Below are 26196 nucleotides of genomic sequence, written 5' to 3'. Positions count from 1 at the left end.
ACCAGCACGTGAGCGAAGCGCACAGCTGACCCGAAACTACCACCGACACCTGGTAGCCGGACCCCGGCCACAGTCTGAACCGGCTTGGGCTGAGGACAGTCCCCGGTAGTTTGTGGTCATGGTTGAGCTACGGTGTGACCCGGGCTGGGTGGAGGAGAGGCTGGCGGAGTCGTTTGAGTATCGGGGTGGCCCACTGGGGGTGGGTGAAGCGGCTTCCCCGGAGGTGTTGGAGTACTTCGAGGGAATCTTCCCGGCCTCGACATTGCAGGTGTGGCGGACCATCGGGTTCGATGGTCTCGCTGAGGGGAGGAACTGGATCACGAACCCGCTGGAGTGGGCACCGGCGGTGGAGTCGTGGCTGGAGGGGATGGAGCTACCCTTCCCTCCTCAGCGGTGGTGGTGCATCACCCGCACCCCCATGGGCAGCATGCAACTGTGGGGAGAAGTCTCAGGACCAGCACTGGCGATCAAGTCGGTGTTGGGAGCGTTCTCGCCGAATGGGTCGGTGCAGCGGGACATGGCTGATCCGATGATGCGGGAACGCATGGGCTGCGATGAGCTGCTCATCCCTTCGGAGGATGGGGGTGTGGAGGATGATGTGACGGGCCGGTCGTTGGTGGATGTCGGGTTTGAACGGTTCGGGTCACTCGCCGCGGATGAGGTGTTTGCCCTGGTGCCGGCCTACTGCCTGTCGGGTCGTATGGAAGCCTCGATGCTTGCTGTTGAGCCTGCGGTGGCGCATGTGGCGTTTCTGGGGCAGAGCACCCAACCCACCATGAGACCTGACATGCTGGCCGCCTTCGGTGGTGAGATCGCTGATCTTCTTGCTGCTCAGGGGGTGGTGGATCCCGCCACCGGGAAACCCATCACCTTCAACCAGTAAAATCACGCAGGAGTTTGGTATGAGTCTTCTCCCCGTAGCAGGAGCAGCAGCGGGAACCGCAGCAGCAGTAGGGGCAGCAGCGGCGGGGGCGTGGGTTGCTGCTTCTGTCATCACCGAGACCACTGGGTTGGCGGCCACCGATGGTTTCCGACTAGGCAAAGCACTCCAGAACGGTGCTTTTGTAGATGATGTGGTGAAGTGGGGGCCCTTCACCCGGGAGGAGCACGTCGTCGATCTCATCAAGGCAGAGCCGCTCGTAGGTCAGCGTGCCGAAACCGCGCTCACGAGAACCGTTCCGACCGGGCGTCCTCACTCGGGAGCACACATGGACCAGCCCGAGGTGGGCGGCGATGAACGACTCGAAACGGTAAGGACCAAAACGACCCACCGTTGTTTGTCACGATGGTCACCACGGGCAACAGCTTCCCGGCCTCGGGATCGACCGGGCTGGCCTCCACCAGCGGGCGGCCAAACATCTCCCGCTGATACTCCACGGGCAGGATCAACCCCTCGTCACACAGGACGCGCAGCACACTCGCCTCAAAGAACACATGCCCGTCACGGCGGACCATCACCCAGATCCTCCGATGCCTCCACGCCGGATGAACCAGCCCATGCTTCCGAACCAACTCCTTGACAGCCCGCCATGCCGATTTGCAGCCAAGGACCCCTGGCCCGTGCCCCGCTGCGGGCCTTGGCCCACCAACGGCGCCAGGTCCGCTCAGGCATGTCAAACGAGCTGGCAGAACCTCACGATCGACACACCCGCCCCTCACACGAATCACCTCAAGGTCCCCGAAGAGCCCAGCCGACCCTCAACCGACTTCTTCCACACCCAGACCCCCAGATGCGCCTCCTGGAACCAGGACCCGGACCTACCGGCCACCAGAGCAGTCCCACCAGCCAACACACTCAACACGATCCAGGTCTTCTTCTCCACCGGAACCAAGGAAGGCCTCCCCATGCCCAGGCTCCCCTTCAAGACCTACACAACAGCCCTGCCACATAGCCTGACGCGCGACACGCCGCACCAACAATCCCCTCTCTGACAAGCACTGTTGCTACGACCTCATGACACCGCCGGGAAGATCTCGTGTTATCCAAGTGTTTGGAATCTGGCGATGAATCAATGCTGAGAGCCACATAACAGTTCATGCCACCAGCAGCAGGTAGTTAAGTGAGGAGCCCCATCCCCAACGCCGCCAGCGACCCATAGGCGATACCCCAAATGGCGATAGAGAGACACTGCCAGCGCGTCACGTCACACGTCGAAGCCCCCAGCCCCATCAGCATCACTGCGGTGATCTGGCTCGGCATAATGGTCTGACTACCCAGGCACACCCCCGGGACGCCGTACTTCTCGAAGCGCCTCCGAAGTTTGGGGTTCTTCAACCCCTTCGTGAGCGCCTTCACCTGAGGCACGTCAGTCCCAGCGGCAGCCACCTCGGAAACGTCCGCCGCCCCGTCACCAGAACCGGGGACGCCCGGGGCTGCCCGCCGAAATCCCTCTGCCGCACGCCGAAGTCGGCGCGCATGCGTAGCGCGCGCTACGGCGATGCACCCCGTGGTGGAGGCGATATTCCCTGCGATGGCACACAAGATCGCGGCAATTGGATGAACGCCGACGATCACACCGATAACAGCGCCGTAGTACGACTCGACAAACGGCAACGCACCACCCACAAACACAGCCAGCCACTGCAAAGCGGGCGGCTGCGCCGCTGTGAAGTCACTCAGGGCGCGAAAGAACTGCTCGAGCATGATGGAAGCGCTGGGCACATCAGGCCGCAGGGCGGGTTGATGACTTGATCGTCATCAGATCGGCGACGGCGATCATGGGGACAACCCACGGCAGCACACGCCAGAACATGACCAGCACCGGCCCGCCATATTCGGACGAGAACGTCGCCAGGGTGGCGAAGGCAAGACCGCAGACCGCGATGGTGATCGCCAGCCCGCGAGCGGCACCCTTCTTGCCACGCGACTGAGCACGCACTCCCAGAGCGAAAAGAAGCGCTGCACAGAGGAACGAGACCGCGAGGAGGATCGTCAGCAGGTTGGGATCCGGGTCCAAGCCGTGACTCCCGTAGTGACTCGCCACGTCCCTTCGGGTCCAGTGCGCGCTCGTCTGGTCAACGATCGCGAGGACAGCGAGGGCCGCCGAGACGGCGGCACCGCTGTAGGCAACTGCGGGAGTGAACTTTGACATAACTCCTCCTAATTGAGTAGTAACTCCCATGTTCGGTTGTACTACCGATACGGTAGCAACTTTGCTAAGCTTTGTCCATGGCCTCACTCAGGGAACGCAACCGTCGGTTGACAATGGAGCACATCCAAGACGTCGCGTTTGGCCTCTTCGAAGAGAAGGGATACCGCGAGGTCACGATCACCGAGATCACCCACGCGGCAGAGGTCGCACCGTCGACCTTCTACCGGCTCTTCCAGACGAAGGAGGGGCTGTTCACCGCTCTGCCGACCGAAGATCATCTGGACCTGGGGACGGTGCGCCGCAGCCACTTGGCTGAGGACATTCTCACTCTGATCGCCGGTAACGAATGGCGGGGACTCAAGTGGGTGATCGAGGAGCCGGACGTACGGTGTGCGGTGCTGGCCACCCTGGACCAGCTGAGCTCTCAACTGGTCTCCACCCTCGTGGAGCAGGGCAATGATCCTCTCCGCACCTCGGTAGAGGTGCGGAGTCTGGTTTTCGGCGTCTACTTCACCAGCCTGGAGCAGTGGTACGCGGCGGGGCGACGGGAGTCGTTCGAGACCTATTTCACCCAAGCACTCGAATCGGAGAGATCATGAGTTTTCTCGAAAGTCTGTCGAACGCGCTGACGCCCGGCACCAAGGTTGATATTGCCGATGTCCCCGTCGGCGGGGGCATCGTCCTCACCAACGGCCCCTACGTCGTGACCCAGCCCACGGAGGGTGCTTTCCATGCTTTCCGCAAGAACTGCACGCACCAGATGCGCCCCGTGAACGAGGTGACCAGCGAAGGCATCCGCTGCCCTGCGCACGGCAGCGTGTTCGCGCTGTCGGACGGTCATCCGCTGTGCGGTCCCGCTGAGCGCCCCCTGAAGGAGGCCAAGGTGGAGGTGAGAGGTGACCGTCTAGTCATCACTGGCTAGACGGTACGAGTATCCCTGGATCGGGATGAGACCCTGAAAGGGCGGTGCCCTCACCACGCAACGATGCAATGGCGCAAACCGGCGAACGAGTTCTCCATGGAGGCGGTGACCTGGCGGTAGGTGTCGCAGACGGCCTCGGAACTGGTCTGGGCGAAGATCGTAGAGATGACCGCGTTGACGGGTTTCGAAGTCAACGGGTGACATGTCACCGCAGTACTGGCAAAGGCGGCGGTGGTTGTACCAGTCGACCCAATCAGCGGTGGCGAACTCGACATCATCGACGCTGCGCCAGGGTTTGCACGGTTTGATCAGCTCGGTCATGCAGAGCCCGTTGATCATCTCGGCCAAGGCGTTGTCCCAGCACGATCCGACTGCACCGACGAAGGCGGCGATCCCGGTCTCAGTGAACCGTTCGGACAAGGTGATCGACGCGTATTGCACCCCGCGATCCCAGTGGTGCACCAGGCCAGCAGCCACCATCAGGCGCTCGACAGTGCAGCACGCCACCGGGATACCCTCCCGGTTCAACTGCAGCCACACCCTCCGGGCGCCGTAAACCACGTAGCCGGCCTTGTGGACCCGACAAATCTTCACCAACAACGCCTCATCCCGCAGCTGCCCGGCCGTGGGCAAGATGGTTTCGGCTTCACCGGGGAGTGGCATGCGCGCGGAGACGGAGTGATCCGGGAAGGACGGTTCTGGAGGTCACATCTTCATCATGAGCAGCGGAAACCGAGATTCTCCACGTCGCCTCCCGCCTGTGGAAAACACCGCCATTTCTACTACTCATTGTCGTATTTGATTACTACGATCCGTAGTTCTTAACGAACGTCAAGAACGCCCCGTTGAAGCTTTGTGCGACATCACGAAAGTTTTTGTACCGTATACGCCACAAAATCTTTCCGAATGACATGATGTGCGCCCGGTCAGGGGGTGGGGGAAGGCAGGGACAACGACTCGGACAAAAGCCGCAGGGCCTCGTCGCGAACCTCGGCGGGAACGTCGCGGAGCAGGCCGGCCATCTCGCGGGCCAGCACCACCGACTGCGGGTCGGTGGGCTCGTAGCACCAGGCCCGGCCGCGCCTTTCCCGTCTGGCAAGGCCTTTCTTCGCGAGCCGATCCAACACCGTCATTACGGTGGTGTATGCCAGGTCCCGGTCGCGAATCAACAGGCCCTGAACATCGGCGACGGTGAGCGGCTCACCGGCCCGCCACAGCAGCACCATCACCTGCCGTTCCAGCTCACCCCGGGCCATCATGGGGGCATTCTACGGGCCACCGACGGACTCTTCACGACGCCACTCGGAACCACCCCGGCCAATTGTTCTCGACAAAGCCATCGGGACAACTTGTCGTCATCTTGAAAATGTCATTCCGGAGTAGTAGGTTCCGCCCATGGACCCCGTCGCAATAGCACGGTGGCAATTTGGAATCACCACCGTCTACCATTTTCTCTTCGTACCGATCACGATCGCGATGTCGATGCTCGTGGCGGTACTTCAGACGTTCTGGGTGCGCACCGGCAAGGAGCGGTACCTACGGCTGACGAAGTTCTTCGGGAAGCTGTTCCTGATCAACTTCGCCCTGGGAGTGGTGACGGGCATCGTCCAGGAGTTCCAGTTCGGGATGAACTGGTCGGAGTACTCCCGCTTCGTCGGCGACGTCTTCGGTGCGCCCCTGGCCCTGGAGGCCCTGATCGCCTTCTTCCTCGAATCCACCTTCCTGGGGCTGTGGATCTTCGGCTGGGACAAGCTGCCGAAGAAGATCCACCTGGCCTGCATCTACGCCGCTGCCATCGGCACCATGCTGTCGTCGGTGTTCATCCTGGCCGCGAACTCCTGGATGCAGAACCCGGTGGGCACCAAGTTCAACTCCGAGCTGGGACGCGCCGAGCTCGACGGCGTGGGCGGGTTCCTGGAGGTCCTGACCAACCCGCTGCTGCTGTCCGCGCTGCCGCACGTCATCTTCGCCTCCTACATGGTCGCGGGCGGGTTGATCGCGGGCATCTCCGCCTGGCACCTGGCAAGGCCGGGAGTCTCCGAGGAGGACGCGGCCACCTACCGGTGGGCGACGAAGTTCGGCGCCTGGGTCCTGATCGCCGGTTCCGCCCTCACCTTCTACACCGGCGACGCGCAGGCCAAGGCCATCACGCAGCTCCAACCGTCGAAGATCGCCGCCGCCGAGGGGGCCTTCGAGGACACCGGCGACTTCTCGCTGCTGACCCTGCCCAACACCGACCAGACCGGCACCGTCGTCGACATCAAGGTCCCGAACATCCTGTCGATCATCGCCGGGGTGCCGCAGATCAAGGGCATCGACACCATCCGCGAGCGGTACGCCCGGCACGGCTACTCGCTGCAGGACGGGTCGCAGACGAAACTCCAGTCCCAGTACGCCGAGCAGCTCGCCGGAAGATACGGCGGCATCAACCCGATCCCGGACGTGAACGTCACCTACTGGTCGTTCCGCATGATGATGGTCTTCGGTGGTCTCGGCCTGCTGATCGGGATCTACCTGCTGTGGGTGATCCGCAAGGGCCGCACCCCCAAACCGTCGAAATTGTGGACGACGCTGATGGCCGCGATGCCGCTGCTGCCGCTGCTCGGGATCTCGTTCGGCTGGATCTTCACCGAGATGGGACGCCAACCCTGGCTGGTGGCGGGCGTCATGCCCACCGAGGCGGGCATCTCCCCCACCACGAGCGCGGGTGACGTGTTGTTCTCGCTGATCGTCTACACGCTGCTGTACGGCCTGCTGGCGGTGATCGAGGTCGGCCTGTTCCTCCGCTACACGGCCAAGGGTCTGCCCGAGGTGACCGAACCGAAGGTCTCCGAGGATCCCGACGCCCCAATGTCCTTCGCGTACTGAGCTGGAGAGTTGACATGCCTCTGCTTGAAACCGCCGTCCCGGCGCTGAACGTCGTCTGGTTCCTGCTGATCGCCGTTTTGTGGATCGGCTTCTTCTTCCTGGAGGGCTTCGACTTCGGCGTCGCCATGCTCCTGCCCGTGCTCGGTCGAAACGACAAGGAACGCCGCGTGATGGTCAACACCATCGGCCCCACCTGGGACGGCAACGAGGTGTGGCTGCTGACCGCGGGCGGCGCCACCTTCGCGGCCTTCCCCGGCTGGTACGCCACCTTGTTCTCCGGGCTCTACCTGCCGCTGCTGCTGGTGCTGGTGGGGCTGATCCTGCGCGGGGTGGCGTTCGAGTACCGCTCCAAGCATCCCAACGCCAAGTGGCGCAACATGTTCGATGTCTTCGCCACCTACGGGTCGCTGACGGCGGCCTTGGTGCTTGGCGTCGGGTTCGCGAATTTCGCGATCGGCCTGGCCAACGACGGGAAGCTGTGGAACGGCAGTTTCTTCGGGTTGTTCGGTCCGTTCGCGCTGCTGGGCGGGGTGTTGTTCGTCGCCCTGTTCATGGTGCACGGCGCCACCTTCCTGGCGTTGAAGTCGCGCGGCGAGATCCACGACCGCGCCCGCGGGTTCGTGCGCACCTGGGGTTGGCCGATCGTTGGGCTGCTGGCGGTCTTCGTGGTCTGCCAGCACGTGTTCTGGCCCGCAGCTTCCGAGTTCGGGAACTTCGCCGCACTCGGGTGGGTCACGGCCGCGGTCGCCGTGGTCGCGCTGGCCGCGTCGGTGTTCATGACCGCCCACCGGGAACGGGAGGGCTGGGGTTTCGTGCTGGGTGGCCTGTCAATCCTCGCGATGGTCGCGGGACTGTTCGTGCGGATGTACGGCAACCTGGGGTTCGCGCAGGACGAGTCGCAGCCGGTGGCGGCCCGCCTCAACATCGTCACCGCCGCCAGCTCCGAGACGACCCTGACGATCATGACCTGGGCGGCCGTGATCTTCGTGCCCATCGTGCTGGCCTACCAGGCGTGGAGCTACTGGGTGTTCAGCAGGCGCATCAGCACCAAGAACATCCCGGACAAGATCGTCTACTAATCTCCTGCCACCTCCTGCCACCAGCTGGACATCCCGCTTCCCACGGCTGGTTGAACCGGGGGCCGGAGGAACGGGTTCGTGTGGGAACCGGGCAACCGGCGCTCAGGAACATTACCCAGAAGTTTCCTCCGGTTTTTCTGGCGGGGTGTGGCCGGGGTCGGTAGTGTATGTCTTGTTGCTGCGCTGATCGACGGGAGACAGTGGTGGCTGATATCGAATTCAATCGTTCAGCTGTGGGTATCAACGCGAAGAAGGACTGGGAGGACGCGGACTTCTTCGGGCAGATCGGTGCACAGACGAGTTCCGCGACCCCCGGAGGGGTTGCGTTGCCGCTGCCTGCGGGATCCAATGAGGGCACCGGCAAGCTGGGTGCGGCGGCGTCGCAGGTGACCACGGTGGTGCGTTGGATGGCGCAGGAGTTCTCGGATGCGTGTGCCCTGTTGGGATCGGGGCAGGAAACGGCCATTTCGAACAATGATGAGACGGAGGCCTTCAACGATGAGAGGTTCCAGAGGTTGAAGGCGAGAATGGAAGGGGGCCGGTGATGACTGGTGGTGCTGAGGATGTGATGCCGCTGCCTCCGGACGTTCGGGAGGCCTCGTGGGATCTGGCTGCTCACCTTGCCAATACGAAGGCCATGATCGAGGCTACGCAGGTGTACGACTGTCCGCAGGACAGGGTACCCGAGTGGGTTGGTGAGTCGAAGGATGCCTACACCGGGTCGATCCAGAAACTCTCCGGACACGCAAAACAGTTCGCGGAGGCGTTGAATTCCCCGGTTAAGGTGTTGAAGACTTGGTCGGAGGCGGTGGGGGTGGCGATCACCAGAACGGTGCCTGATCTACGAGATCGATACAACAACGCGATCCGGGTGTATGACAATGCTGTTGCCGATCTCGAGGAGAAGATCGATGCCGCTGCCGGGAACAGTGACCTGCTGGCCGCAGGGGATCTGTTTTTGGAGAAGAATCGCCTGACGAAGAATCTTGAGGATGACCTGAACGGGATTGTTGCGGAGTACAGGACCGCGATGGAGAACCTCGATCAGGTGGCCCTCCAGACCGCCAACAGCATGCTGACCGCGATCAACGACCTGGTGGAGCCGTCGAAGCAGGGCTCGCGGGAACAGGTCGGCGCGGCGCTGTTCAACGACATTCCCGTGCTCGATGGCCACAACGAATGGGAGAATGCGCAAAAGATAGCACCGGAGATCGCCAGCATGATCAGGAATCCCAATCTGACGAACGAAGACATCAAGGCTTTCCACGACAAGTACGCGGGCATGTTGTCGAATCCGTTCATCGCAAATGCCCTGATGGACGAGGTGACGGCGGACGATGTTTACCGGTTCGCTCTTCGGATTTCCCCGGGTTCTGAGGGTTCTGATGGTAAGCAGGCGGAGGCGCGTAATGCTATTTTGAGGCAGCTGGGGGCGGCCGTTGCCCTGTCGACTGGTGGAACCAACCTCGATTCTGCCACCGCCGCGGATCAGGAGTCTTTCTTGGCTGCGCGCGCGGGGTTGCTGGGAAAGCAGGGGCGAACGGTAGACCAGATGGTTGCCGATCAGTTGAATGATTTCGAGACGGCCGGCTCCTCCTCTTATTCATTCAAGGAACGCGGCAATGAACGTCACCCAAGTACACTTGATTCAATTGATGGGAACTCGATTTTTTCGCAGCTTGTGGGCGCTGCGGGGCAGGTGAATCCGAACCTGACGCTGGGGGAACGTTTCTACACTGATCCGGATGGTTCATCGCTCGCCCAGAAACTCGTGGCGTGGGATCACGCCACCCAGCAGGGCGAGCTCGCTTGGCGGACAGGCCAGTTGCCGCCGAAGGCCAGGCAGTTGCTGGTCGGTGATGATGCGTCGATCCTCGATCCGATGCATTCGATGTACATGTTGTCGGACACTCCTGACGCTCTTCACGGCGTGGAGGAAGGGGCGCCGGTTGATGTCGAAAAGGCTCGTTTGATTGCCTTGCGCAAGTTCCTGACCTCGGATACTCCTTTCGAGACTGATGGCGCGCAGATGGACATGACCCGGTACCTGACGGGACATCGCACAGGAAACGAATTCCCTTTTTTGGGGTTTCAGGATGGCGGTGAGGCATTTGGAGACATGGTTGCGGATGCCAGCCTCCCGGACTTGGAAGCCGATTTTCACGCCCCCAAGGCGGGTGATTATCCTGAAGGGGAGACGGATCCGGACTACGTGAAGGCCAAGGAAGCTTTTGATGCTCGCAAACTGGACGACGAGAGGCGCGCCGGGATTGCCGGGAATTTCATGCTGGGCTACCAGGACGGTCTTGACAAGAACCATGACAATAGTTATCCCGAGATCCGGGATGATGTCAATGGCCAAGATATTTATGGGCACACCAATTCGCGGTTGCGCTCGTGGGCGGGAACGATCATCGCCCCACATGTGGAGGGCGTGTCGAATTCCCTCACCCTGGTCGGTTCCGGTGCATCCAACGATGAGAGCGGATCAGTACAGAACGTTACTGGACACGCAGAAATCAAATTCGGCATCAGGGATGCGAACAGGTTCGTGGCGCGTGGCGGAATTTTCCAAGATCTTGCGTTCGACAACCCGAAGATTGTTGATACGCGCAATCCGAAAAACAAATTTGATGACGTCTATGAGGGTGGTAGGCGCCCGGCGCTCGACGTGCTCCGCATGGCCGCCCGCGAGGGCTATGTGAATAATCTCTTCAAGGCAGATAGCATCGATAATCCCTCCGAGCGGGATAAGCAGCTCATACAGACCGCCAAGAAGTGGGCTCCGTTGATGAATGCCCTCTACGTGGCCGACGCGGACGCCAACCAGGCGGTGATGCAGGCAATGGATGACCGGAACAAGGCGTGGCAGGATGGAATCGGGACCGTGGTGAAGGCCATCCCCTACGCGGAGCTCATCGGGGATGGAAAAAAACTCTTGAAATATGCCATTGGCCAGGGCGAAAACCAAGGCCTTCCCCCATTCCTCGAACAAACCTTCCCCACCAACAACGTTCAAAAAATCCCTTACACAGAAGGACAAGGGGCACAAAATGCTGCCGCTCGGGAAGAGATGAACGCGGGGATGTACAACACTATCGCAAAAAGCGAGCACCTGAAAACCAAAGATGGCAGTGAGCAGATTATTTTCCCCACAGAGGATTCCAACTTGAAGGCCGCCAGCTTCGTTGATGGCACGGGTAACCTGAAACCATACGAAACCTTGAGCATAAACGAGGATACTGACAAGAAGACCAACGAGGATCGCGACAAAAAGACCAACGAGCGGGGGGAGTTCGAGAATTGGATAATAAACAACACCAACGCCAGAGATCTGGCGACAGCCCCGAGCGATGCAATGACCATGGCGGAGTCCAATCGCAAGAACGCAAACGATTACCTCCGCAAACATCCCAAATAGGTCGAATTGAAATGAGCAAACCAATTTCCGGCATTTTCTCGGCCGCCCTGGCCCTCTTCGTAGCCCTACCGGGATGCTCGGCCGAAACCCCCGCACCCGACCCAACCACCGAAGCCACGGATTCCATTACGGAGACGGAGACGACGCCTCGCTGGACCGTTGTGATCGACCCCCCAAAAGGATGGCTGCTGGCCTACCCCCGCACACCCTATGACACCATCGTGGTCCGGGAAAGCTACAAACAGGGAGATCGAGAAGGCATATCCATTGGCTCCCTCTCAAACGACGAACTTCGCAAATATGACGGCCCACTGAAGCTTTCACCCGAGACCGGGAAACTAGATGTTGATGCATACCGTGACGCATGGCTAACCGACACAGGCATGCACGATAGGTATATCAGTGATGCCCGGTCCATGGGGTCCCGGACGATTGGCGGCGAATACGCAGCAGGTTCTGCATACACAGTCACAACGAGAAAAGGCGAGGTCCACGCGTGCCAGTTTTGGATGGTGGGACGCCCCGAAGGATTGTGGGACTTCTACGTTTGTTCCGCACCCGGAGAAACCGACATAGCCCCAGAACTCCTCACAGCCCTCGAAACCACCAGATGGGTCGACACCCCACCGACCTTCAGCTGCTCCAAAGCAGAAGACTCAAACTACCCATGCTGACACACAACCCCCCTTCCAACGCGACAAAACCATTCGCCGCCATCGGAACTCAATGAAATGCTAAACGTTTCGTGAACGGCACCGCCACCATGAGACTTGTTCATATACGCCACGTCAACCACTGATCCCCCGGTCAGGGCAGATTTGAGGATGCCTGTAAATAAGCCTCCATATCACAAGTCGGGAAACATCCCAGATAGGTCGAATGAAATGAGCAAACCAATTTCCGGCATTTTCTCGGCCGCCCTGGCCCTCTTCGTAGCCCTACCAGGATGCTCGGCCGAACCCCCTGCACCCGACCCGACCACCGCAGCCACGGATTCCATTACGGAGACGGAGACGACGCCTCGCTGGACCGTTGTGATCGACCCCCCGAAGGGATGGCTGCTGTTCTACCCCCGCTTCTCCTATGACACCATCGTGGTCCGGGAAAGCTACAAAAAAGGAGACCCGGAAGGCGCATTCATTAGCGCCCTCTCAAACGACCTGCTTCGCAAGCATGGCGATAATGTGAAGTTTTCACCTGAGACCGGGATGGTGGATGTTGATGCATACCGCGACGCATGGCTAGCCGACGAAGGCGTACGCTTCAGAGAGATCAGCGATGCCCGGTCCATGGGATCCCGGACAATTGGCGGCGAACACGCAGCAGGTTCAGCGTACACCCTGACAACGGACAAGGGAGAAGTCCACGCATGCCAGCTATGGCACGTAAGACGCCCCGAAGGAATGTGGAACTTCCACATCTGCTCCGCACCCGGAGAAACCGACATCGCCCCAGAACTCCTCACAGCCCTCGAAACCACCAGATGGGTCGACACCCCACCAACCTTCAGCTGCTCCAAAGCAGAAGACTCAAACTACCCATGCTGACACACAACCACCCAAACAACAAGACAAAACCATTCGCCGCCATCGGAACTCAATGAAATGCTAAACGTTTCGTGAACGGCACCGCCACCATGAGACTTGTTCATATACGCCACGTCAACCACTGATCCCCCGGTCAGGGCAGATTTGAGGATGCCTGTAAATAAGCCTCCATGTCACAAGTCGGGAAACATCCCAGATAGGTCGAATGAAATGAGCAAACCAATTTCCGGCATTTTCTCGGCCGCCCTGATTCTCACCATGGTTTTGCCGGGATGCTCGGCCGAAACCCCTGCACCCGACCCGACCACCGCAGCCACGGATTCCATTACGGAGACGGAGACGACGCCTCGCTGGACCGTTGTGATCGACCCCCCAAAAGGATGGCTGCTGGCCTACCCCCGCACACCCTATGACACCATCGTGGTCCGGGAAAGCTACAAAAAAGGAGATAGGGAAGGCATATCCATTGGTTCCCTCTCAAACGACGAACTTCGCAAGTACAGCGATCATGTGAAGTTTTCACCCGAGACCGGGATGGTGGATGTTGACGCATACCGCGACGCATGGCTAGCCAACGAAGGCGCACATCACAGAGATATCAGCGATGCCCGGTCCATGGGATCCCGGACAATTGGCGGCGAATACGCAGCAGGTTCAGCGTACACCCTGACAACGGACAAGGGAGAAGTCCACGCATGCCAGCTATGGCACGTAAGACGCCCCGAAGGAATGTGGAACTTCCACATCTGCTCCGCCCCCGGAGAAACCGACATAGCCCCAGAACTCCTCACAGCCCTCGAAACCACCAGATGGGTCGACACCCCACCAACCTTCAGCTGCTCCAAAGCAGAAGACTCAAACTACCCATGCTGACACACAACCACCCATCCAACACGACAAAACCATTAGTCACCGTCAGAACTCGGAAAGTTTCGGCGCGGGAGTTCCCCCGTCGCTAGTCAGCTCAACCAGCCTGCGGCAAATGATTTCGCCGCCATCGCAACCGTCCGATTAACACAGCCTCGTGGCGAACCTCCTATCCTTGTCCGCATGCCCGGACCCGTGGAGCCCAGACTCCTGAAACGCGCCGGGGCGACCAGGAACTACCTGGTCGCCTCGGTTCTCGTCGGCATCCTGACCTCGGGGCTGGTGATCGCCCAGGCGTGGTTGCTGGCGCGCACCGTCGCGATCGTCCTCACCTACCGGGCGCTGCCCGGCGACTGGCTGCCCACCCTGGTGCTGCTGCTCGCCATCTTCGCGGCGCGCGGCCTGCTGGCCTGGGTCAACTCGGTGCTGGCGCACCGCTCCGCGGCGGCAGTGAAGTCGCGGCTGCGGCGCGACGTGCTCGCCGCGCACCTGATCCGCCCGGTGGCCTCATCCGCGACGCTGACGAAGGTCACCACCACCGGCCTCGACGCGCTGGACGGCTACTTCTCCAAATATCTGCCGCAGCTCGGCCTGGCGGCGAGCGTGCCCTTCCTGGTCGGTGGGGTGCTGCTGCTGGCCGACTGGCCGAGCGCCCTAATCGTCGCGTTCACGCTGCCGCTGGTGCCCGTCTTCATGGCCCTGATCGGCTGGACCACGCAGGCCGCGACCCGCCGCGCCTTCACGCGCGCCGACAAACTGGCCAACCACTTCGCCGACCTCATCCAGGGCCTGCCGACCCTCCAGGCCTTCGCACGCGCCCGGGCCCAGCGCAGGGGCCTGGAAATCACGGAAGAACAGTTCCGCGGCCAGACCATCAAGGTTCTCTACACCGCCTTCTTGTCCTCGTTCGCACTGGAGCTGCTGGCGTCGCTGTCGGTGGCGCTCGTGGCGGTGACCGTGGGATTCCGGCTCGCCGGCGGCGAAATGCCCTTCGAGACCGCCCTGTTCGTGCTGATCCTCGCCCCCGAGGCCTTCCTGCCAGTGCGGCAGGTGGGGGTTCACTTCCACGACTCCGCCGACGGCGTGGCCGCCGCGAACGCCGCCCTCGACCTGATCGAGCTGGGAGACGAACCCGGCGGCGGTGGCCTTCCCGAGGGGTCGCGGCTGACCCTGGAGGAGGTCACCTTCACCTGGCCGGGAACCACCACCCCCGCCGTCACCGGATTGTCCCTAGACGTGCCGGAGGGTCGCGTGGTGGCCCTCACCGGGGCCTCGGGAGGCGGGAAATCCACGGCCCTGGGCCTGGTGATGGGTTTCCAACGCCCCGACTCCGGCCGGGTCCTGATCGACGGGACCGACCTGACCGGCCTCGACGTCACGCGGTGGCGGGCCCGCACCGCCTGGGTCGGGCAGAATCCCGGCATGGTGACCGGCACCGTCGGCGACAACGTCGCCCTGGGGCATCCCGGCGTCCCGGATACGGAACTCGCAGCCGCCCTGCGCGACGCCGGGGCCGATTTCCCCCTCTGCAAACCCGTCGGCGACGACGGCGAGGGCCTGTCGGCCGGGGAGCGGCGACGGGTGGCGCTGGCCCGGGCGTTGATCCGGATCCGGCACGGCGGGGCACGGCTGCTGATCCTCGACGAACCCACCGCGGGGCTCGACGCGGACGCCGAGGCGGCCGTGATCCGCGCCGTGCGCGACTCGGGGGCGGGTGCGCTGGTGGTCAGCCACCGCAGCGCAGTGCTGGCGGCCGCCGACGAGGTGGTGAGGCTGTGAGGGGGCTGCTCACGGACCTGATCCGCGCCATCCCACTGGGTCGGCTGCGCCTGGGGCTGGCGGTGCTGCTGGCCGTCGCGGCGTCGGCGTCGTCGGTGGCGCTGATGGGGGTCTCCGCGTGGCTGATCAGTTTCGCAGCCCTGCTGCCCCCCGTGCTGTACCTCCAGGCCCCGGCCGTGGGGGTGCGGACCTTCGCGATCTCGCGTGGGGTGTTCCGTTACGTGGAGCGTCTCGTCGGGCACGACGTCGCGTTGCGGATGCAGTCGGGGCTGCGGATGCGCACCTACGACTCGCTGGCCCGCACCACCCTGATCGGCGCCCGCCGCGGCGACCTGCTGACCCGGGTGGTCGCCGACACCGAGGCCGTCACCGACGTCGTGGTGAGGGTGCTGATTCCCGTCGCATCGGGCCTGCTGGTGATCACCGGCGCTTCGGTTGGGATCGCGGTCATCTCGCCGTGGGCGGGGGTGGCGCTGTTCGCCACCACCCTGCTGGCCGGAGTCGTGGTGCCGCTGTTCGCGCAGCGCGCCACCCTGGCCGCCGACCACGACGCCGCCCCGACCCGCGGGGAACTCGCCGACGCCGTCCGTGAAGTGGCCCGCACCGCCCCCGACCTGGTCGCCTACGGCGCCGAACACACCTCCCTGGCGAGGCTGCTGGAGGTCGACGACCGCCTGAAACGGCTGGAGGCGCGCGGCGCGTGGGTGCGGGGCGTGGCCACCTCGGCGCAGGTGCTCGCCGCAGGAGGTGCCGTGGTCGCGGGACTGGCGATCGGCGGTCCCGCCGTCGCCTCCGGGACCATGCACCCCACCTTCCTGGCGGTCCTGGCGCTGGTGCCGCTTGCCCTGCACGAGGTGCTGGCGACGTTCGTGGCGGCCGCCCAGACGTGGACCCGCACCCGCTCCTCCCTGGCCCGCGTCCGGGAGATTCTCGACGCCGACCCGGTCGGCACCGGTGACGTCGTCCCGGACGGGGAGGCCGGCCCCGGACTGGAACTCGACGGCGTGGCCATCGGCTGGCCCGGCGCCCCGGTGCTCCGAAACGGCCTCGACCTGGTGGTGAAACCCGGGGAGAAGGTGGCCTGCACCGGCGCCTCCGGCATCGGCAAAACCACCTTGGCGGTGACCGCCATGGGGCTGATCCCGCCTCACGCGGGCACGGTGCGGCGGGGCGGCCGGGTCGGGTACCTGGCCCAGGACGCCCACATCTTCACCACCTCCGTCGCCGAGAACGTGCGGATCGGCAACAAGGACGCCACCGACGAGCAGGTCCGCGACGCCCTGCACCGCGCCGGCCTGCCGCTGGATCCCGGCCGGCTCGTCGGGGAGGACGGCGGCACCCTCTCCGGCGGGGAACGCCGCCGCCTGGCCCTGGCGAGGCTGCTGGTGGCCGACCGCGATCTGTGGATCCTCGACGAACCCACCGAGCACCTCGACCAGGCCACCGCCGAGGCCCTGATGAGCGACGTGTGGCGGGCCTGCGAGGGGCGGGCGGTGCTGGTCATCAGCCACGACCCGGCAGTGGTCGCGGCCTGCGACCGGGAACTGCACCTGGCGTGACGGCGGTCCCGGACGCAGCGCGTCCGGGACCGGGAACGGCCAGGTGACGGGTCACAGGTCCCCGCGGAACAGCCGCCAGGCGCCGATCGCGCCGGGCAGGACGATCCAGGCCAGCACCGAGGTGCCGAGCTGGGCCCACGCCTGGGCGGAGGAATGGAACAGCGCGGCCACCGGCTCGATGTCGATCCAGGCGATGATCTTCTGCGCGACCTCCGAGGACCGTGCGACCAGCATCGAGACGGTGGGCCACACCAGCATCACGACGATGGGTGCCACGGCGTTGCGGGTGAGCAGTCCGAGGGCCAGCCCCGCCAGGGCCGTGAAGACGAGCCCCCCGAAAACCACGGCGATGCGGCCCGGTTCGAGGTCGGGGGGAAGCGTGACACCGGCGAGGGCGGGGGCGAGCAGGTACGCAACTCCGGCGACGATCAGCGCCCAGCAGGCGGCGGCGAGCGCCAACCCCATGGCCACGACGGCCTTCGCGGCCAGCACCCGGCCGCGGCGCGGGTCGAGGGTGAACGTGACGGCGGCCTCCCGCCGGGTGAACTCGCCGCTGATGAGCAGAACCGAGGCCGCCATGATGACCCACGACCCCGGGATGCAGGCGGTGGTGGCGATGCGGCCGAAGGTGATGTCAGCGGCCGGGAGGAATGCACGGCCGAGGCCGAAAACCGCCATCAGCGCCGCCCCGAGAGGCAGCAACACCTTGCCGGAGACCGTGTTGGTCACCTTGCGGGCCTCGACGGCGACGGTGCGGGTCAGCGTCAGGGGAGACGGGGTGCGGGTCGCGGCGGTAAGTTCGGGGGAACTGGTCAGTGTCATGGTGATGCCTTTCGGGCGAGTATCGGGATGGTGGTGGGTAGCGAGGATCGGGGAGGGGTCAGGCGGCGCGGTCGGTGCCGGAGGTCAGGGCGAAGTACTGCTCCTCGAGATCGGTGCCGTCGCCGGTGGTGTGGTCGGCGAGCAGGCGCCCGCCGCCGATCATCACGACGCGATGGGCCAGGCGCGAAACCTCGTGGAGCTGGTGGCTGCTCAGCAGCACCGCGCAGCCGCGGGCGGCGCGGCTCCGGAGCAGGCCGGAGAGCCACCGCTGGCCCTGCGGGTCGAGGCCGTTGGCCGGTTCGTCCAGGATCAGCGCCTGCGGGTCGCCGAGCAGCGCCTGGGCCACCCCGAGCCGCTGCCTCATGCCCAGCGAGTAGGCGCCGACGCGACGCCGGGCCTCCGCGTCCGACAAGCCGACCTCGGCCAGCACCTCCCCCACCCGGCGCCGCGGCAACCCCAGGGTGAGCGCCGCCATCCGCAGGGTCTCCAGGCCGCTGCGTCCCGGGTGGAATCCCTCGGCGCTCAGCAGCGACCCGACGGTCGCGGCCGGGTTGGGCAGATCGGCGTAGCGCACGCCGCCCACTGTTGCGCCTCCCTCGTCCGGGGTCACCAGCCCGGTCAGGATGCGCAGGCAGGTGGACTTTCCGGCCCCGTTCGGGCCGAGGAAACCGACGATCTGGCCGGAGGGGACGGTGAAGGTCACATCGTCGAGGGCGAGGACGGATCCGAAACGTTTGGTCACATGAGTCAGTTCGAGCATGGCACCAACTCCACCGGAACCATCCGGGATCCCACATCGGGCAACCGGCCGGTGATCCGGTTCCGTCCGGCCAGTGGTCGCGCTGGCCCATCGGCTGAGACACCCTGGCCCATCGGCTGGCGACTGCCACCGGCCGGACGTGAAAGGCTGATCGCATGAGCGATTCCACCGACGCGGCACGCCCCGGTATCGGCCCGGTGGCCTGGGCAGTGGCCGCGCTCGGTTTCCTGTACTACTGCCCGCCGTTGGTGATCCCCCTGATCAACCCGTCGCACCACCTGGATCCCGGACGGGCCGTGTTGCTCCTGGGCCCGGGGCTGGTCGCGATGCTCCTGCTGGTGTGGTTGCGTCGCGCCCCGATACCGGTCGCGGTCTCCCTGGCCGGGCTGTGGCTGCTGTCTCCCGCGGTGTTCGGCCCCGCGATGGCCGCGCAGGCCCACATCGCCCGGCACCGCAAGGGGATCGACGCGATCGCCGTGGCCTGCGTTCTCGTCGCGGCCAAGTCGGTCGTCATGCTGCACGACGCCTCGGGCGGCTCCGCGGTCCGGGTCGAGGTGCTCATCTCCGCCACCGGGGTGGTCATCGCACTGCTCGTCGGGCTGCTCGGCCGCAGCACCACCGACGCCAACCAGCAGCGGGCAGCGGCGCAGGCGGCCCGGCAGGACGCCTGGGAGGCGCAGCTCAACGAGGCCAGGCTCCTCGAGCGCGAACGGATCGCCCGCGAGATGCACGACGTCGTCGCCCACCGGATCTCCCTCATCGCCCTGCACGCGGGCGCGCTGGCGCACCACATGCGCTCCGAGCAGGGCGAGGCCGGTGACCTGGCCCGGGCGATCCAGACCAACGCGCAGTCCTCCCTCGACGAGTTGCGCGCCATGCTGGCCCGGCTGCGCGGCAACGCGGCGCCACCCGAACCACCCCAGCCGACCCTCTCGGGGCTCGACGCCCTGCTGGCGGATGCCCGCTCGGCCGGGCAGCAGGTGGCGGTGGAGTTGGACGGGGACCCGGCGGAGGTGCCCGACCGGGTGTCCCGCCATGCCTACCGGATCGTCCAGGAGGGCCTCACCAATGCCCGCAAACACGCCCCCGGAGCGCCGGTGGCCCTGTCGCTGGAAACCACCGCCGACCGTCTCCGAGTGGTCGTGAGGAATCGCCTGGCGGACCTCGCACAGCCCGACCGGTCGGGTTCGGGGCTCGGGCTCGTCGGCATCGCCGAACGCGTCGATCTGGTCGGCGGTGACCTCTCCCACGGCATCGAGGGGGGAGAATTCATACTGGAGGCAACACTTCCCTACGCTCCCGAAGGAACAGCATGATCACCGTCGCCCTGGTCGATGACGACCCGATGGTCCGCACCGGATTGAACTTCATCCTGAAGGGGGAGGACGGCATCGACGTGGCCTGGCAGGCGGGCGACGGCGCCGAGGCGCTCACGAAACTGCGCGACCGGCCCGTCGACGTCGTGCTGCTGGACGTGCGGATGCCGGGTCTCGACGGGCTCGCAACCCTGGAGGAGTTGCGCGGCTGGCAGACGCGGCCGCGGGTCATCGTGCTGACCACCTTCAACACCGACGACTACGTGGTGCGGGCCCTGAAACTCGGAGCGGACGCCTTCCTGCTCAAGGACGCCGACCCGGCCCGCCTGGTCGAGGCCATCCAGCGGGTGGCCGCGGGCGAGAACGTCCTGGCCCCCGACGTGACCCGCACCCTCATCACCGTCGCCACCGATGCGCCGGCCGCGGGGGACCCGTCGGCCCGGGCCCTGGTCGCCGCCCTGACCGAACGCGAACGCGAGGTCGCCGTCCTGATGACCCAGGGGCTTACGAACAACCAGATCGGCACCCGCCTGCACCTGAGCCTCGCCTCGGTCAAATCCCATCTGACCAGCTTGTTCGTCAAATTGGGCGTCGACAACCGGGTCTCCGCCGCCATGATCATCCGCGACGCGGGCCTGTGAAACCAGCGTGACCCGTGTGATGCGCCGCTGCCTGAAGGCGCCGCACACCCGATTTGCCACGCCACGTGTTGCTCGGCCACGACAGGGTAGGGTGACCCGGTACTTCAGGAACTGTGAGGTGATGACTTGAGTTCCCAGAGCGTTGGTTTCTCTCTGCTGATCCTCAGCGTGGGTTTGCTGATCGGAAAGATGATTCGCGTCAAGGTCCGGTGGGTGCAGCGACTTTTCCTGCCGAGTTCCATCGTCGGTGGAGTCATTCTGCTGGTGCTCGGCCCTGATCATCGTGCCGTTCTTCGGGTCGTCGCCGATGACCGGAGGGTTGATCGAGATCGGCTTCGAGGGCGGCCACGGCACCGCCACCGGCATGCGCGACGTAATGACCAGGCTCGGATTCAACGAGGGCGCGGACCTGGCGGTTGGCATCGCGACGGTCGGCCTGGTCAGCGGCATCATCGTCGGCATTGCGCTCATCAACTGGGGTGTGCGCAACGGCAAGACCGAGATCCTCAAGAACGATGTCCAGCTCTCGATCGACGAACAGCGCGGGCTGTTCCGCAAGGACGAGTACTACTCCGCCGGGAAGATGACCAGCCGTCCCGCGTCCGTCGAGCCCCTGTCCCTGCACATCGCGATCATGGCGCTGGCGATCCTCATCGGTTGGCTCATCCTCGAAGGCCTCCGCTGGATCGAACACGCGACCTACGCCTCCATCATGATCGGCGAGAACACTCCCCTGGAGATTTTCTCGTACGTGCCGCTGTTCCCCATGGCGCTGATCGGCGGTGTCATCCTCCAGCTGATCGCGAAGGCGCTGGGCGTCTCCCACGTCATCGACCCGCAGATGATGCTCCGCATCCAGGGCTGGGCCCTCGACTTCCTCGTCATCTCCGCCATCGCCACCGTCTCGATCAAGGCCGTCGGAGAGAACCTCGGGGCGTTCCTCGTCCTTTCGGTGGGCGGCATCGTCATCAACCTGGTCCTGTTCCTGTGGCTGACGCCACGCGTCATCGGCCGTTTCTGGTTCGAACGCGGCATCGGCGACCTCGGCCAGTCCATGGGCGTCACCGCCACCGGCGTAATCCTCATGCGCATCACCGACCCCGACGCCTCCTCCCCCGCTTTCGAGGCCTTCGGCTACAAGCAGCTCATCTTCGAACCCTTCTTCGGCGGTGGCCTCGTCACCGCGATGGCCATTCCGATCATCTACCTCACTGGCGTGTGGCCGCTGTTTTTCGTGATGCTGACGGTCTTCGTCGTTGCGGTCCTGGCCGGGCTGTTCCACTTCGGCCCCAAGGAGCAACGCGACCGTGAGGCCTGGCTCGCCCAGCAGGCCTAGGGCTGGGACCTCTCAACCTGGATCCTGGTGCCCTCTCCAATCTCACGTTCGGGTACCGCACCCGAATGAAGTCCACCAAGATATCGAGGAAACCGAGACGGCATCCCAAACCATGATCCGGGTTTTCGCTGCCGCTCGCCGACCGGCTCAACCAGCTTCGGACCAGGGCATTTTGGGCGCGAAAACCCACGTGGAGGGCGGTTCGGCTAGAGTGTCGAGCGTGACCGAAGACCCCGAGCACTCACCACGTCGCCTGAAGGTTGCGCAGTTCACCGACAACTACGGTCCCGGCAGCAACGGTCTGATGTTCGCCGTTCAGCAGCTGGAGGGCAACCTGCTCGACGCCGGCCACGAGGTCGTGGTCGTCGCACCGAAGGCCAAGGGGCCGAACCCGCACCTGGGGCGGGAGGGCCGCGTCGAGCTGCGGCTGCCGTCGGTGCGGGTGCCGAACATGCCCACGCGGGTCGCCAACGGCAGGCATTTCGAACGCACCATCGAGCAGGTCGGCCAACTCGATCCCGACGTGATCCACGTCCACGGGCTGGGCACCGTCGGGGTGCTCGGTACCTGGGCGGCCAAGAGGCTGAACAAGCCTATGCTGATGACCTGGCACACCGACTTCGACGCCTACGCCGACCACTACGCCGCCGTCCTGCCGCTGCTGCACGGGGTGGTGCGGGCATTCGCGAGGCTGACACACGGAGAGATCCTCAACTCCAACGACCTGCGCGACGCGGCGGTCCGGTTCGCCGACCGGGGCCGCTCCACGGCGACGCTGCTGGGGTTGTGCAAGAAGATGCTGGATTCAGCGGATCTGGTGACGTCGCCGTCGCCGAAGACCGCCGCCCGTTGCCTTTCCCTGGCGCCGGAGGCGAACCTGGTCGTGGTGCCGAACGGCGTCGACCCGCTGCCGTCGGGTCCCCCACCGGTGCCGCGCGGCCCGGGCCCGTTGGTGATCTACGTGGGTCGCATCGCCCCGGAGAAGGGGTTGCCGCTGCTGTGCGAGGCGTTCGAGCTGGTCGTCGCCCAGTGTCCGGATGCGCAGCTCATGGTGGTCGGTGACTGGCAGCGTTATCCGAAGATCGCGAAGGTCCTCGACGCGGGCAGGCGGCGCGGCCACATCATCCTGCCGGGCGAGCAGAAACGCGAGTCGCTGGGGGCGTTCTACGAGATGGGCGACCTGTACGCCTTCCCCAGCCAGACCGACACCCAGGCCCTGGTCCTGCACGAGGCGGCGCTGGCGGGCCTGCCGATCGTCTCGGTGGATCCGGAGCTGCAACTGGTGCTGGAACCGGGAGTGAACGCCGAACTCGCCAGCCCCACCCCCGCGTCTCTGGCGGCCGCCATCATGCGGATCATCGAGAAACTGCCCGATCCCCAGTGGCGGGCCCGCGCCTCCGAGACCTCACGCCGCCTGGCGGGCCAGTGGACGATTGAGTCACAGGCCCAGGAGATGCTTCGCATCTACCAGCAGGTCGCCCGGCGCCGCCCCCTCCCCCAGGCCGGTTGAGCCGGGGCGCGAACCTCCCTTCCCCGGAGCTGGTTGGGCCGGCACGTGAACGGCTGAGTTGAAACCATCACCGGCGCCCGGTAGGTAGAACCCGACCGCCGTTCACTCGCTGCATGGTTTCGACACGGCTATTGCTCCGTCACGACCCGGGCCAACCAGTTTCCACAAAGAGCGCCTGTTTACACGACGCCAGAACGCGCCTCGGCTGCCCCGTGGCCGCGACCTTTCCTGTTGCCGCCATTTTCGCCAGGCCTGGGGCTGTTTGCTTCGATTCCTGCGATGATCCAGTCGAGACCGTGCTCCATGTCCTGCTCATCACCGTCCTCCAGCAGACCGGCCGCGAAAACGCGACGTGCCATTGGGAAAGAGTCGTCATCCAGCAGCGCGGAAAGCCAGGGGGGCATCACCTGCGGGGACGATGATGTCCGTGCGCGAAGCTCTCGTCGCAGGTAGGCGACGTGACGGACGTGCCCATCGACGAACAATGCCGCGTCGAGCAGATGCTGGATGTCCAATCCGGTCTCACCGAGCGGTCGCAGGATGTGTTCGAGCCAGAGCAGTCGATTCGGGGTCATCGACATCGCCACCAGGGGGGCGTCAAGAAGCCATGAGTGCTGGCGATAGCGTTCCGCCATCCCGCCGGCCCACAGCCTGACGCCGGTACGCCAATCCGTCGCCTCGATGATCCCCTCGGGTGGCTGGCCGAATGCCACATCGACCATGAGGTGAATCAGCTCCTCCTTGGACCGCATGTGCCGGTAGGCGGCCATCGTGCCCGCTCCGAGGTGTTCACCGAGCTTGCGCAGGGAAAGCCCCCCCAAGCCGTGCTCATCCGCGATCTCGATTCCCGCCTGGACGATGCGAGCGATGCTGAGTCCATCCGTGACGGGGGTTGACTCGCGAAGCTGCCAGGACAGGGCAATCCAGCGAGGTGGTGTCGTATCGGGCATGCGACCTCCTGGTTGACGACACAGATCCATCTGCGTACAGTGTACCCACCACTGCATGCGTACACCGTACGCAGCATTCACTCGACCCCGGAAGGAGTAGAAGTGACAAACCGGGTCACAGCCACCATCATCTTGATGACGGCAATGCTCATGGACTTGATGGACTCCACCATCACGAATGTCGCGCTCCCCGCGATCAGTACCGACCTGGGCGCGACACCCACTCAGCTGGAGTGGACACTCGTCGGTTACGTGGTCGCCTTCGCGACACTTCTCATCACGGGAGGCCGTCTGGGAGACATCTACGGAAGGAAACGCATCTTTCTCGTCGGCGTCATCGGCTTCACGTGTGCCTCAGTGTTCGCTTCCCTGGCCTGGAGTGGGAACGCCCTCATAACGGCCCGGATCATTCAAGGCGCCTTCGCCGGCGTCATGGTGCCGCAGGTGTTGTCCAGCGTTCAGGTCATGTACGCGCCGGAAGAGCGGGGGCCGGTATTCGGCATCATCGGCTCCCTGAACGCCTTGGGCGTGATAACCGGACTTCTCCTGGGCGGTTGGCTCGTCACGGCAAACCTGTTCGGCACAGGATGGCGCAGTATCTTCCTCATCAATGTCCCGGTGGGCATTGTCCTGACGGTGATGGCGTTCCTGTGCATCCCGGAAAGCCGCTCCGAACACCCCCTACGACTGGACCTCACTGGTTCGGCCCTTGGCGCCACGGCCGTCGTCCTCCTCGTTCTCCCTCTGACCGAGGGCCGCGCAGCCGGGTGGGCGTGGTGGATATGGGCCCTGCTGATCGCCGCACCCTTCGCGATCATCACCTTCATCTGGCAACAACATCACAGGGCGACCGGAGCCGGGGCACAACTCCTGCCGCTCCCGCTCTTCAGGATCCGTTCCTTCTCCAGCGGATTGCTCGTACAGATACTCGCCTCGATCGGCCACGGCGGTTTCGCACTCATTCTCCTGTTCCACATGCAGGCCGCTTTTCACTTCACATCCTTCGCAGCGGGACTCACCCTGCTGCCGATCGCCATCGGGTCGATCCTCGGCACCCCGGTGGCCATGCTCCTGATGAAGAAAATAGGCAAGTGGTCGGTGTGTCTCGGCGGGATCATGCAGGCCGCGGCCTTCGTCTGGGTCATGATCACCCTCGAACACACCGGAACGACCCTCAACGGCTGGAGCCTCCTGCCGCCTTTCGCTCTCGCAGGCGTGGGGATGATGGTGCTGATCATGCCGCAGACCTCAATCACCCTGGCGGAGATTCCCACGACCGAAGCCGGAGCAGCGTCCGGCACCCTCACGACCTTCGGCCAAGTCGGCATGGTGTTCGGCATCGCACTGTCCGGCACCGCATACTTCGGAGCAACCGGTGACAGCGGCCAGAACGTGACCGCGGGCCTGTGGGTCATCGTCATCGCCTACACCGTCTCCGGCTTGGCCGCGCTCACGATGCCCACCCGCAGCAGCCAGGAGCAGCCCTCGCCCGACCCCAATGAGCCTGGTTGAGCCAGCATGAGCGGCCCCTTCCCCGAAGCCGGTTGAGCCGGGGCGCGACGAAGGAGCGACCCGAGTCGAAACCATCACTGGCGCTCGGTAGATAGAACTCGACCACAGCTCCCCGGACACGCACACCGCGGTTTCGACACGACCAGCTCGCAGAGCGAGCAGGCCGGCTCAACCAGCTTGGGAGAAGTTCACCGCAGGTCGGCTCAACCGGCTTG

Annotated in this window: 23 protein-coding genes and 1 pseudogene; 17 read left to right on the top strand and 7 right to left on the bottom strand. The window is 64.4% G+C overall.

Features of this window, described 5'->3' with window-relative positions; translation table 11 throughout:
* Positions 1–118: 118 nt before the first annotated feature.
* On the top strand, positions 119–883 hold the full coding sequence (locus EL272_RS01430; RefSeq protein ID WP_061787297.1) for a GAD-like domain-containing protein: 765 nt from the start codon (positions 119–121) through the stop codon (positions 881–883).
* A 1173-nt stretch (positions 884–2056) separates the two neighbouring features.
* Here EL272_RS01430 and EL272_RS01415 read toward each other — a convergent pair.
* Positions 2057–2644, bottom strand: a complete 588-nt coding sequence (locus EL272_RS01415; protein WP_041697006.1) for a hypothetical protein — start codon at positions 2642–2644, stop codon at positions 2057–2059.
* A gap of 19 nt (positions 2645–2663) precedes the next feature.
* Positions 2664–3092 carry a hypothetical protein gene (locus EL272_RS01410; protein ID WP_014845419.1) on the bottom strand — a complete coding sequence of 143 codons (429 nt, stop codon included), beginning with the start codon at positions 3090–3092 and terminating at the stop codon, positions 2664–2666.
* Between the two features lie 77 nt (positions 3093–3169).
* Between EL272_RS01410 and EL272_RS01405 the strand changes: the two genes are divergently transcribed.
* Positions 3170–3691 (top strand): TetR/AcrR family transcriptional regulator, encoded by a 522-nt coding sequence (locus tag EL272_RS01405; protein ID WP_014845418.1) that lies wholly within the window; start codon positions 3170–3172, stop codon positions 3689–3691.
* Positions 3688–4014 carry a Rieske (2Fe-2S) protein gene (locus EL272_RS01400; protein WP_014845417.1) on the top strand — a complete coding sequence of 109 codons (327 nt, stop codon included), beginning with the start codon at positions 3688–3690 and terminating at the stop codon, positions 4012–4014. Before EL272_RS01405 ends, EL272_RS01400 begins: the two co-directional genes overlap by 4 nt.
* A gap of 183 nt (positions 4015–4197) precedes the next feature.
* Here the strand turns inward: EL272_RS01400 and EL272_RS15605 are convergent.
* Both EL272_RS15605 and EL272_RS01390 read right to left on the bottom strand, forming a co-directional pair.
* Positions 4198–4644: pseudogene (locus EL272_RS15605) on the bottom strand (IS3 family transposase); the annotation flags it as partial.
* A gap of 296 nt (positions 4645–4940) precedes the next feature.
* Entirely contained in the window at positions 4941–5273 is a 333-nt protein-coding gene (locus tag EL272_RS01390) for a BlaI/MecI/CopY family transcriptional regulator (RefSeq protein ID WP_061787301.1), read from the bottom strand.
* A gap of 136 nt (positions 5274–5409) precedes the next feature.
* Between EL272_RS01390 and EL272_RS01385 the strand changes: the two genes are divergently transcribed.
* From EL272_RS01385 to cydC, 9 genes are all read left to right on the top strand, one after another.
* A complete protein-coding gene (locus EL272_RS01385) occupies positions 5410–6882 on the top strand; it encodes a cytochrome ubiquinol oxidase subunit I (RefSeq protein ID WP_061787302.1) in 1473 nt (490 codons plus the stop codon).
* A 14-nt stretch (positions 6883–6896) separates the two neighbouring features.
* Positions 6897–7961: a cytochrome d ubiquinol oxidase subunit II gene (gene cydB, locus EL272_RS01380; protein ID WP_014845414.1), complete on the top strand. Its 1065-nt coding sequence runs from the start codon at positions 6897–6899 to the stop codon at positions 7959–7961.
* 203 nt (positions 7962–8164) lie between these two features.
* The gene (locus tag EL272_RS01375) at positions 8165–8506 is read left to right on the top strand and encodes a hypothetical protein (protein ID WP_014845413.1); all 342 of its coding nucleotides are present in this window, start codon (positions 8165–8167) and stop codon (positions 8504–8506) included.
* Positions 8506–11382 carry a hypothetical protein gene (locus EL272_RS01370; protein WP_123823932.1) on the top strand — a complete coding sequence of 959 codons (2877 nt, stop codon included), beginning with the start codon at positions 8506–8508 and terminating at the stop codon, positions 11380–11382. Before EL272_RS01375 ends, EL272_RS01370 begins: the two co-directional genes overlap by 1 nt.
* A gap of 11 nt (positions 11383–11393) precedes the next feature.
* Positions 11394–12056: a hypothetical protein gene (locus EL272_RS01365; protein WP_073969990.1), complete on the top strand. Its 663-nt coding sequence runs from the start codon at positions 11394–11396 to the stop codon at positions 12054–12056.
* A gap of 210 nt (positions 12057–12266) precedes the next feature.
* A complete protein-coding gene (locus EL272_RS01360; protein ID WP_073969991.1) occupies positions 12267–12929 on the top strand; it encodes a hypothetical protein in 663 nt (220 codons plus the stop codon).
* A gap of 210 nt (positions 12930–13139) precedes the next feature.
* The gene (locus EL272_RS01355) at positions 13140–13802 is read left to right on the top strand and encodes a hypothetical protein (RefSeq protein ID WP_073969992.1); all 663 of its coding nucleotides are present in this window, start codon (positions 13140–13142) and stop codon (positions 13800–13802) included.
* Between the two features lie 177 nt (positions 13803–13979).
* Entirely contained in the window at positions 13980–15575 is a 1596-nt protein-coding gene (gene cydD / locus EL272_RS01350) for a thiol reductant ABC exporter subunit CydD (RefSeq protein ID WP_082793798.1), read from the top strand.
* Positions 15572–17134 (top strand): thiol reductant ABC exporter subunit CydC, encoded by a 1563-nt coding sequence (gene cydC, locus EL272_RS01345; RefSeq protein WP_061787303.1) that lies wholly within the window; start codon positions 15572–15574, stop codon positions 17132–17134. Before cydD ends, cydC begins: the two co-directional genes overlap by 4 nt.
* 51 nt (positions 17135–17185) lie before the next feature.
* Here cydC and EL272_RS01340 read toward each other — a convergent pair whose 3' ends face one another.
* Together EL272_RS01340 and EL272_RS01335 are read right to left on the bottom strand one after the other, a co-directional pair.
* A complete protein-coding gene (locus EL272_RS01340; protein WP_061787304.1) occupies positions 17186–17956 on the bottom strand; it encodes a hypothetical protein in 771 nt (256 codons plus the stop codon).
* Positions 17957–18014: 58 nt separating this feature from the next.
* Positions 18015–18716 carry an ABC transporter ATP-binding protein gene (locus EL272_RS01335; RefSeq protein WP_061787305.1) on the bottom strand — a complete coding sequence of 234 codons (702 nt, stop codon included), beginning with the start codon at positions 18714–18716 and terminating at the stop codon, positions 18015–18017.
* 155 nt (positions 18717–18871) lie between these two features.
* Here EL272_RS01335 and EL272_RS01330 point away from each other — a divergent pair, with 155 nt between their 5' ends.
* The 4 genes from EL272_RS01330 to EL272_RS01315 all read left to right on the top strand — a co-directional run bounded on the left by EL272_RS01330 (position 18872) and on the right by EL272_RS01315 (position 23519).
* Positions 18872–20032 carry a sensor histidine kinase gene (locus tag EL272_RS01330; RefSeq protein WP_061787306.1) on the top strand — a complete coding sequence of 387 codons (1161 nt, stop codon included), beginning with the start codon at positions 18872–18874 and terminating at the stop codon, positions 20030–20032.
* The gene (locus tag EL272_RS01325) at positions 20029–20673 is read left to right on the top strand and encodes a response regulator (protein WP_061787307.1); all 645 of its coding nucleotides are present in this window, start codon (positions 20029–20031) and stop codon (positions 20671–20673) included. The genes EL272_RS01330 and EL272_RS01325 overlap by 4 nt, the downstream gene beginning before the upstream one ends.
* Before the next feature lie 247 nt (positions 20674–20920).
* A complete protein-coding gene (locus EL272_RS01320) occupies positions 20921–22009 on the top strand; it encodes a sodium/glutamate symporter (RefSeq protein ID WP_197720285.1) in 1089 nt (362 codons plus the stop codon).
* 220 nt (positions 22010–22229) lie between these two features.
* Positions 22230–23519 (top strand): glycosyltransferase, encoded by a 1290-nt coding sequence (locus EL272_RS01315; protein WP_014845404.1) that lies wholly within the window; start codon positions 22230–22232, stop codon positions 23517–23519.
* Positions 23520–23698: 179 nt separating this feature from the next.
* On the opposite strand, the gene EL272_RS01310 is transcribed toward EL272_RS01315, so the two are convergent.
* A complete protein-coding gene (locus tag EL272_RS01310) occupies positions 23699–24469 on the bottom strand; it encodes a TetR/AcrR family transcriptional regulator (protein ID WP_014845403.1) in 771 nt (256 codons plus the stop codon).
* Between the two features lie 102 nt (positions 24470–24571).
* Between EL272_RS01310 and EL272_RS01305 the strand changes: the two genes are divergently transcribed.
* Positions 24572–25981 carry a DHA2 family efflux MFS transporter permease subunit gene (locus EL272_RS01305; RefSeq protein ID WP_014845402.1) on the top strand — a complete coding sequence of 470 codons (1410 nt, stop codon included), beginning with the start codon at positions 24572–24574 and terminating at the stop codon, positions 25979–25981.
* Positions 25982–26196 lie beyond the last annotated feature (215 nt).

This window comes from Arachnia propionica, from assembly GCF_900637725.1.
GTDB classification, from domain to species: Bacteria; Actinomycetota; Actinomycetes; order Propionibacteriales; family Propionibacteriaceae; genus Arachnia; species Arachnia propionica.
The sequence above is the reverse complement of the archived record's forward strand: the minus strand, read 5'-3'. Positions and strand labels throughout refer to the sequence as shown.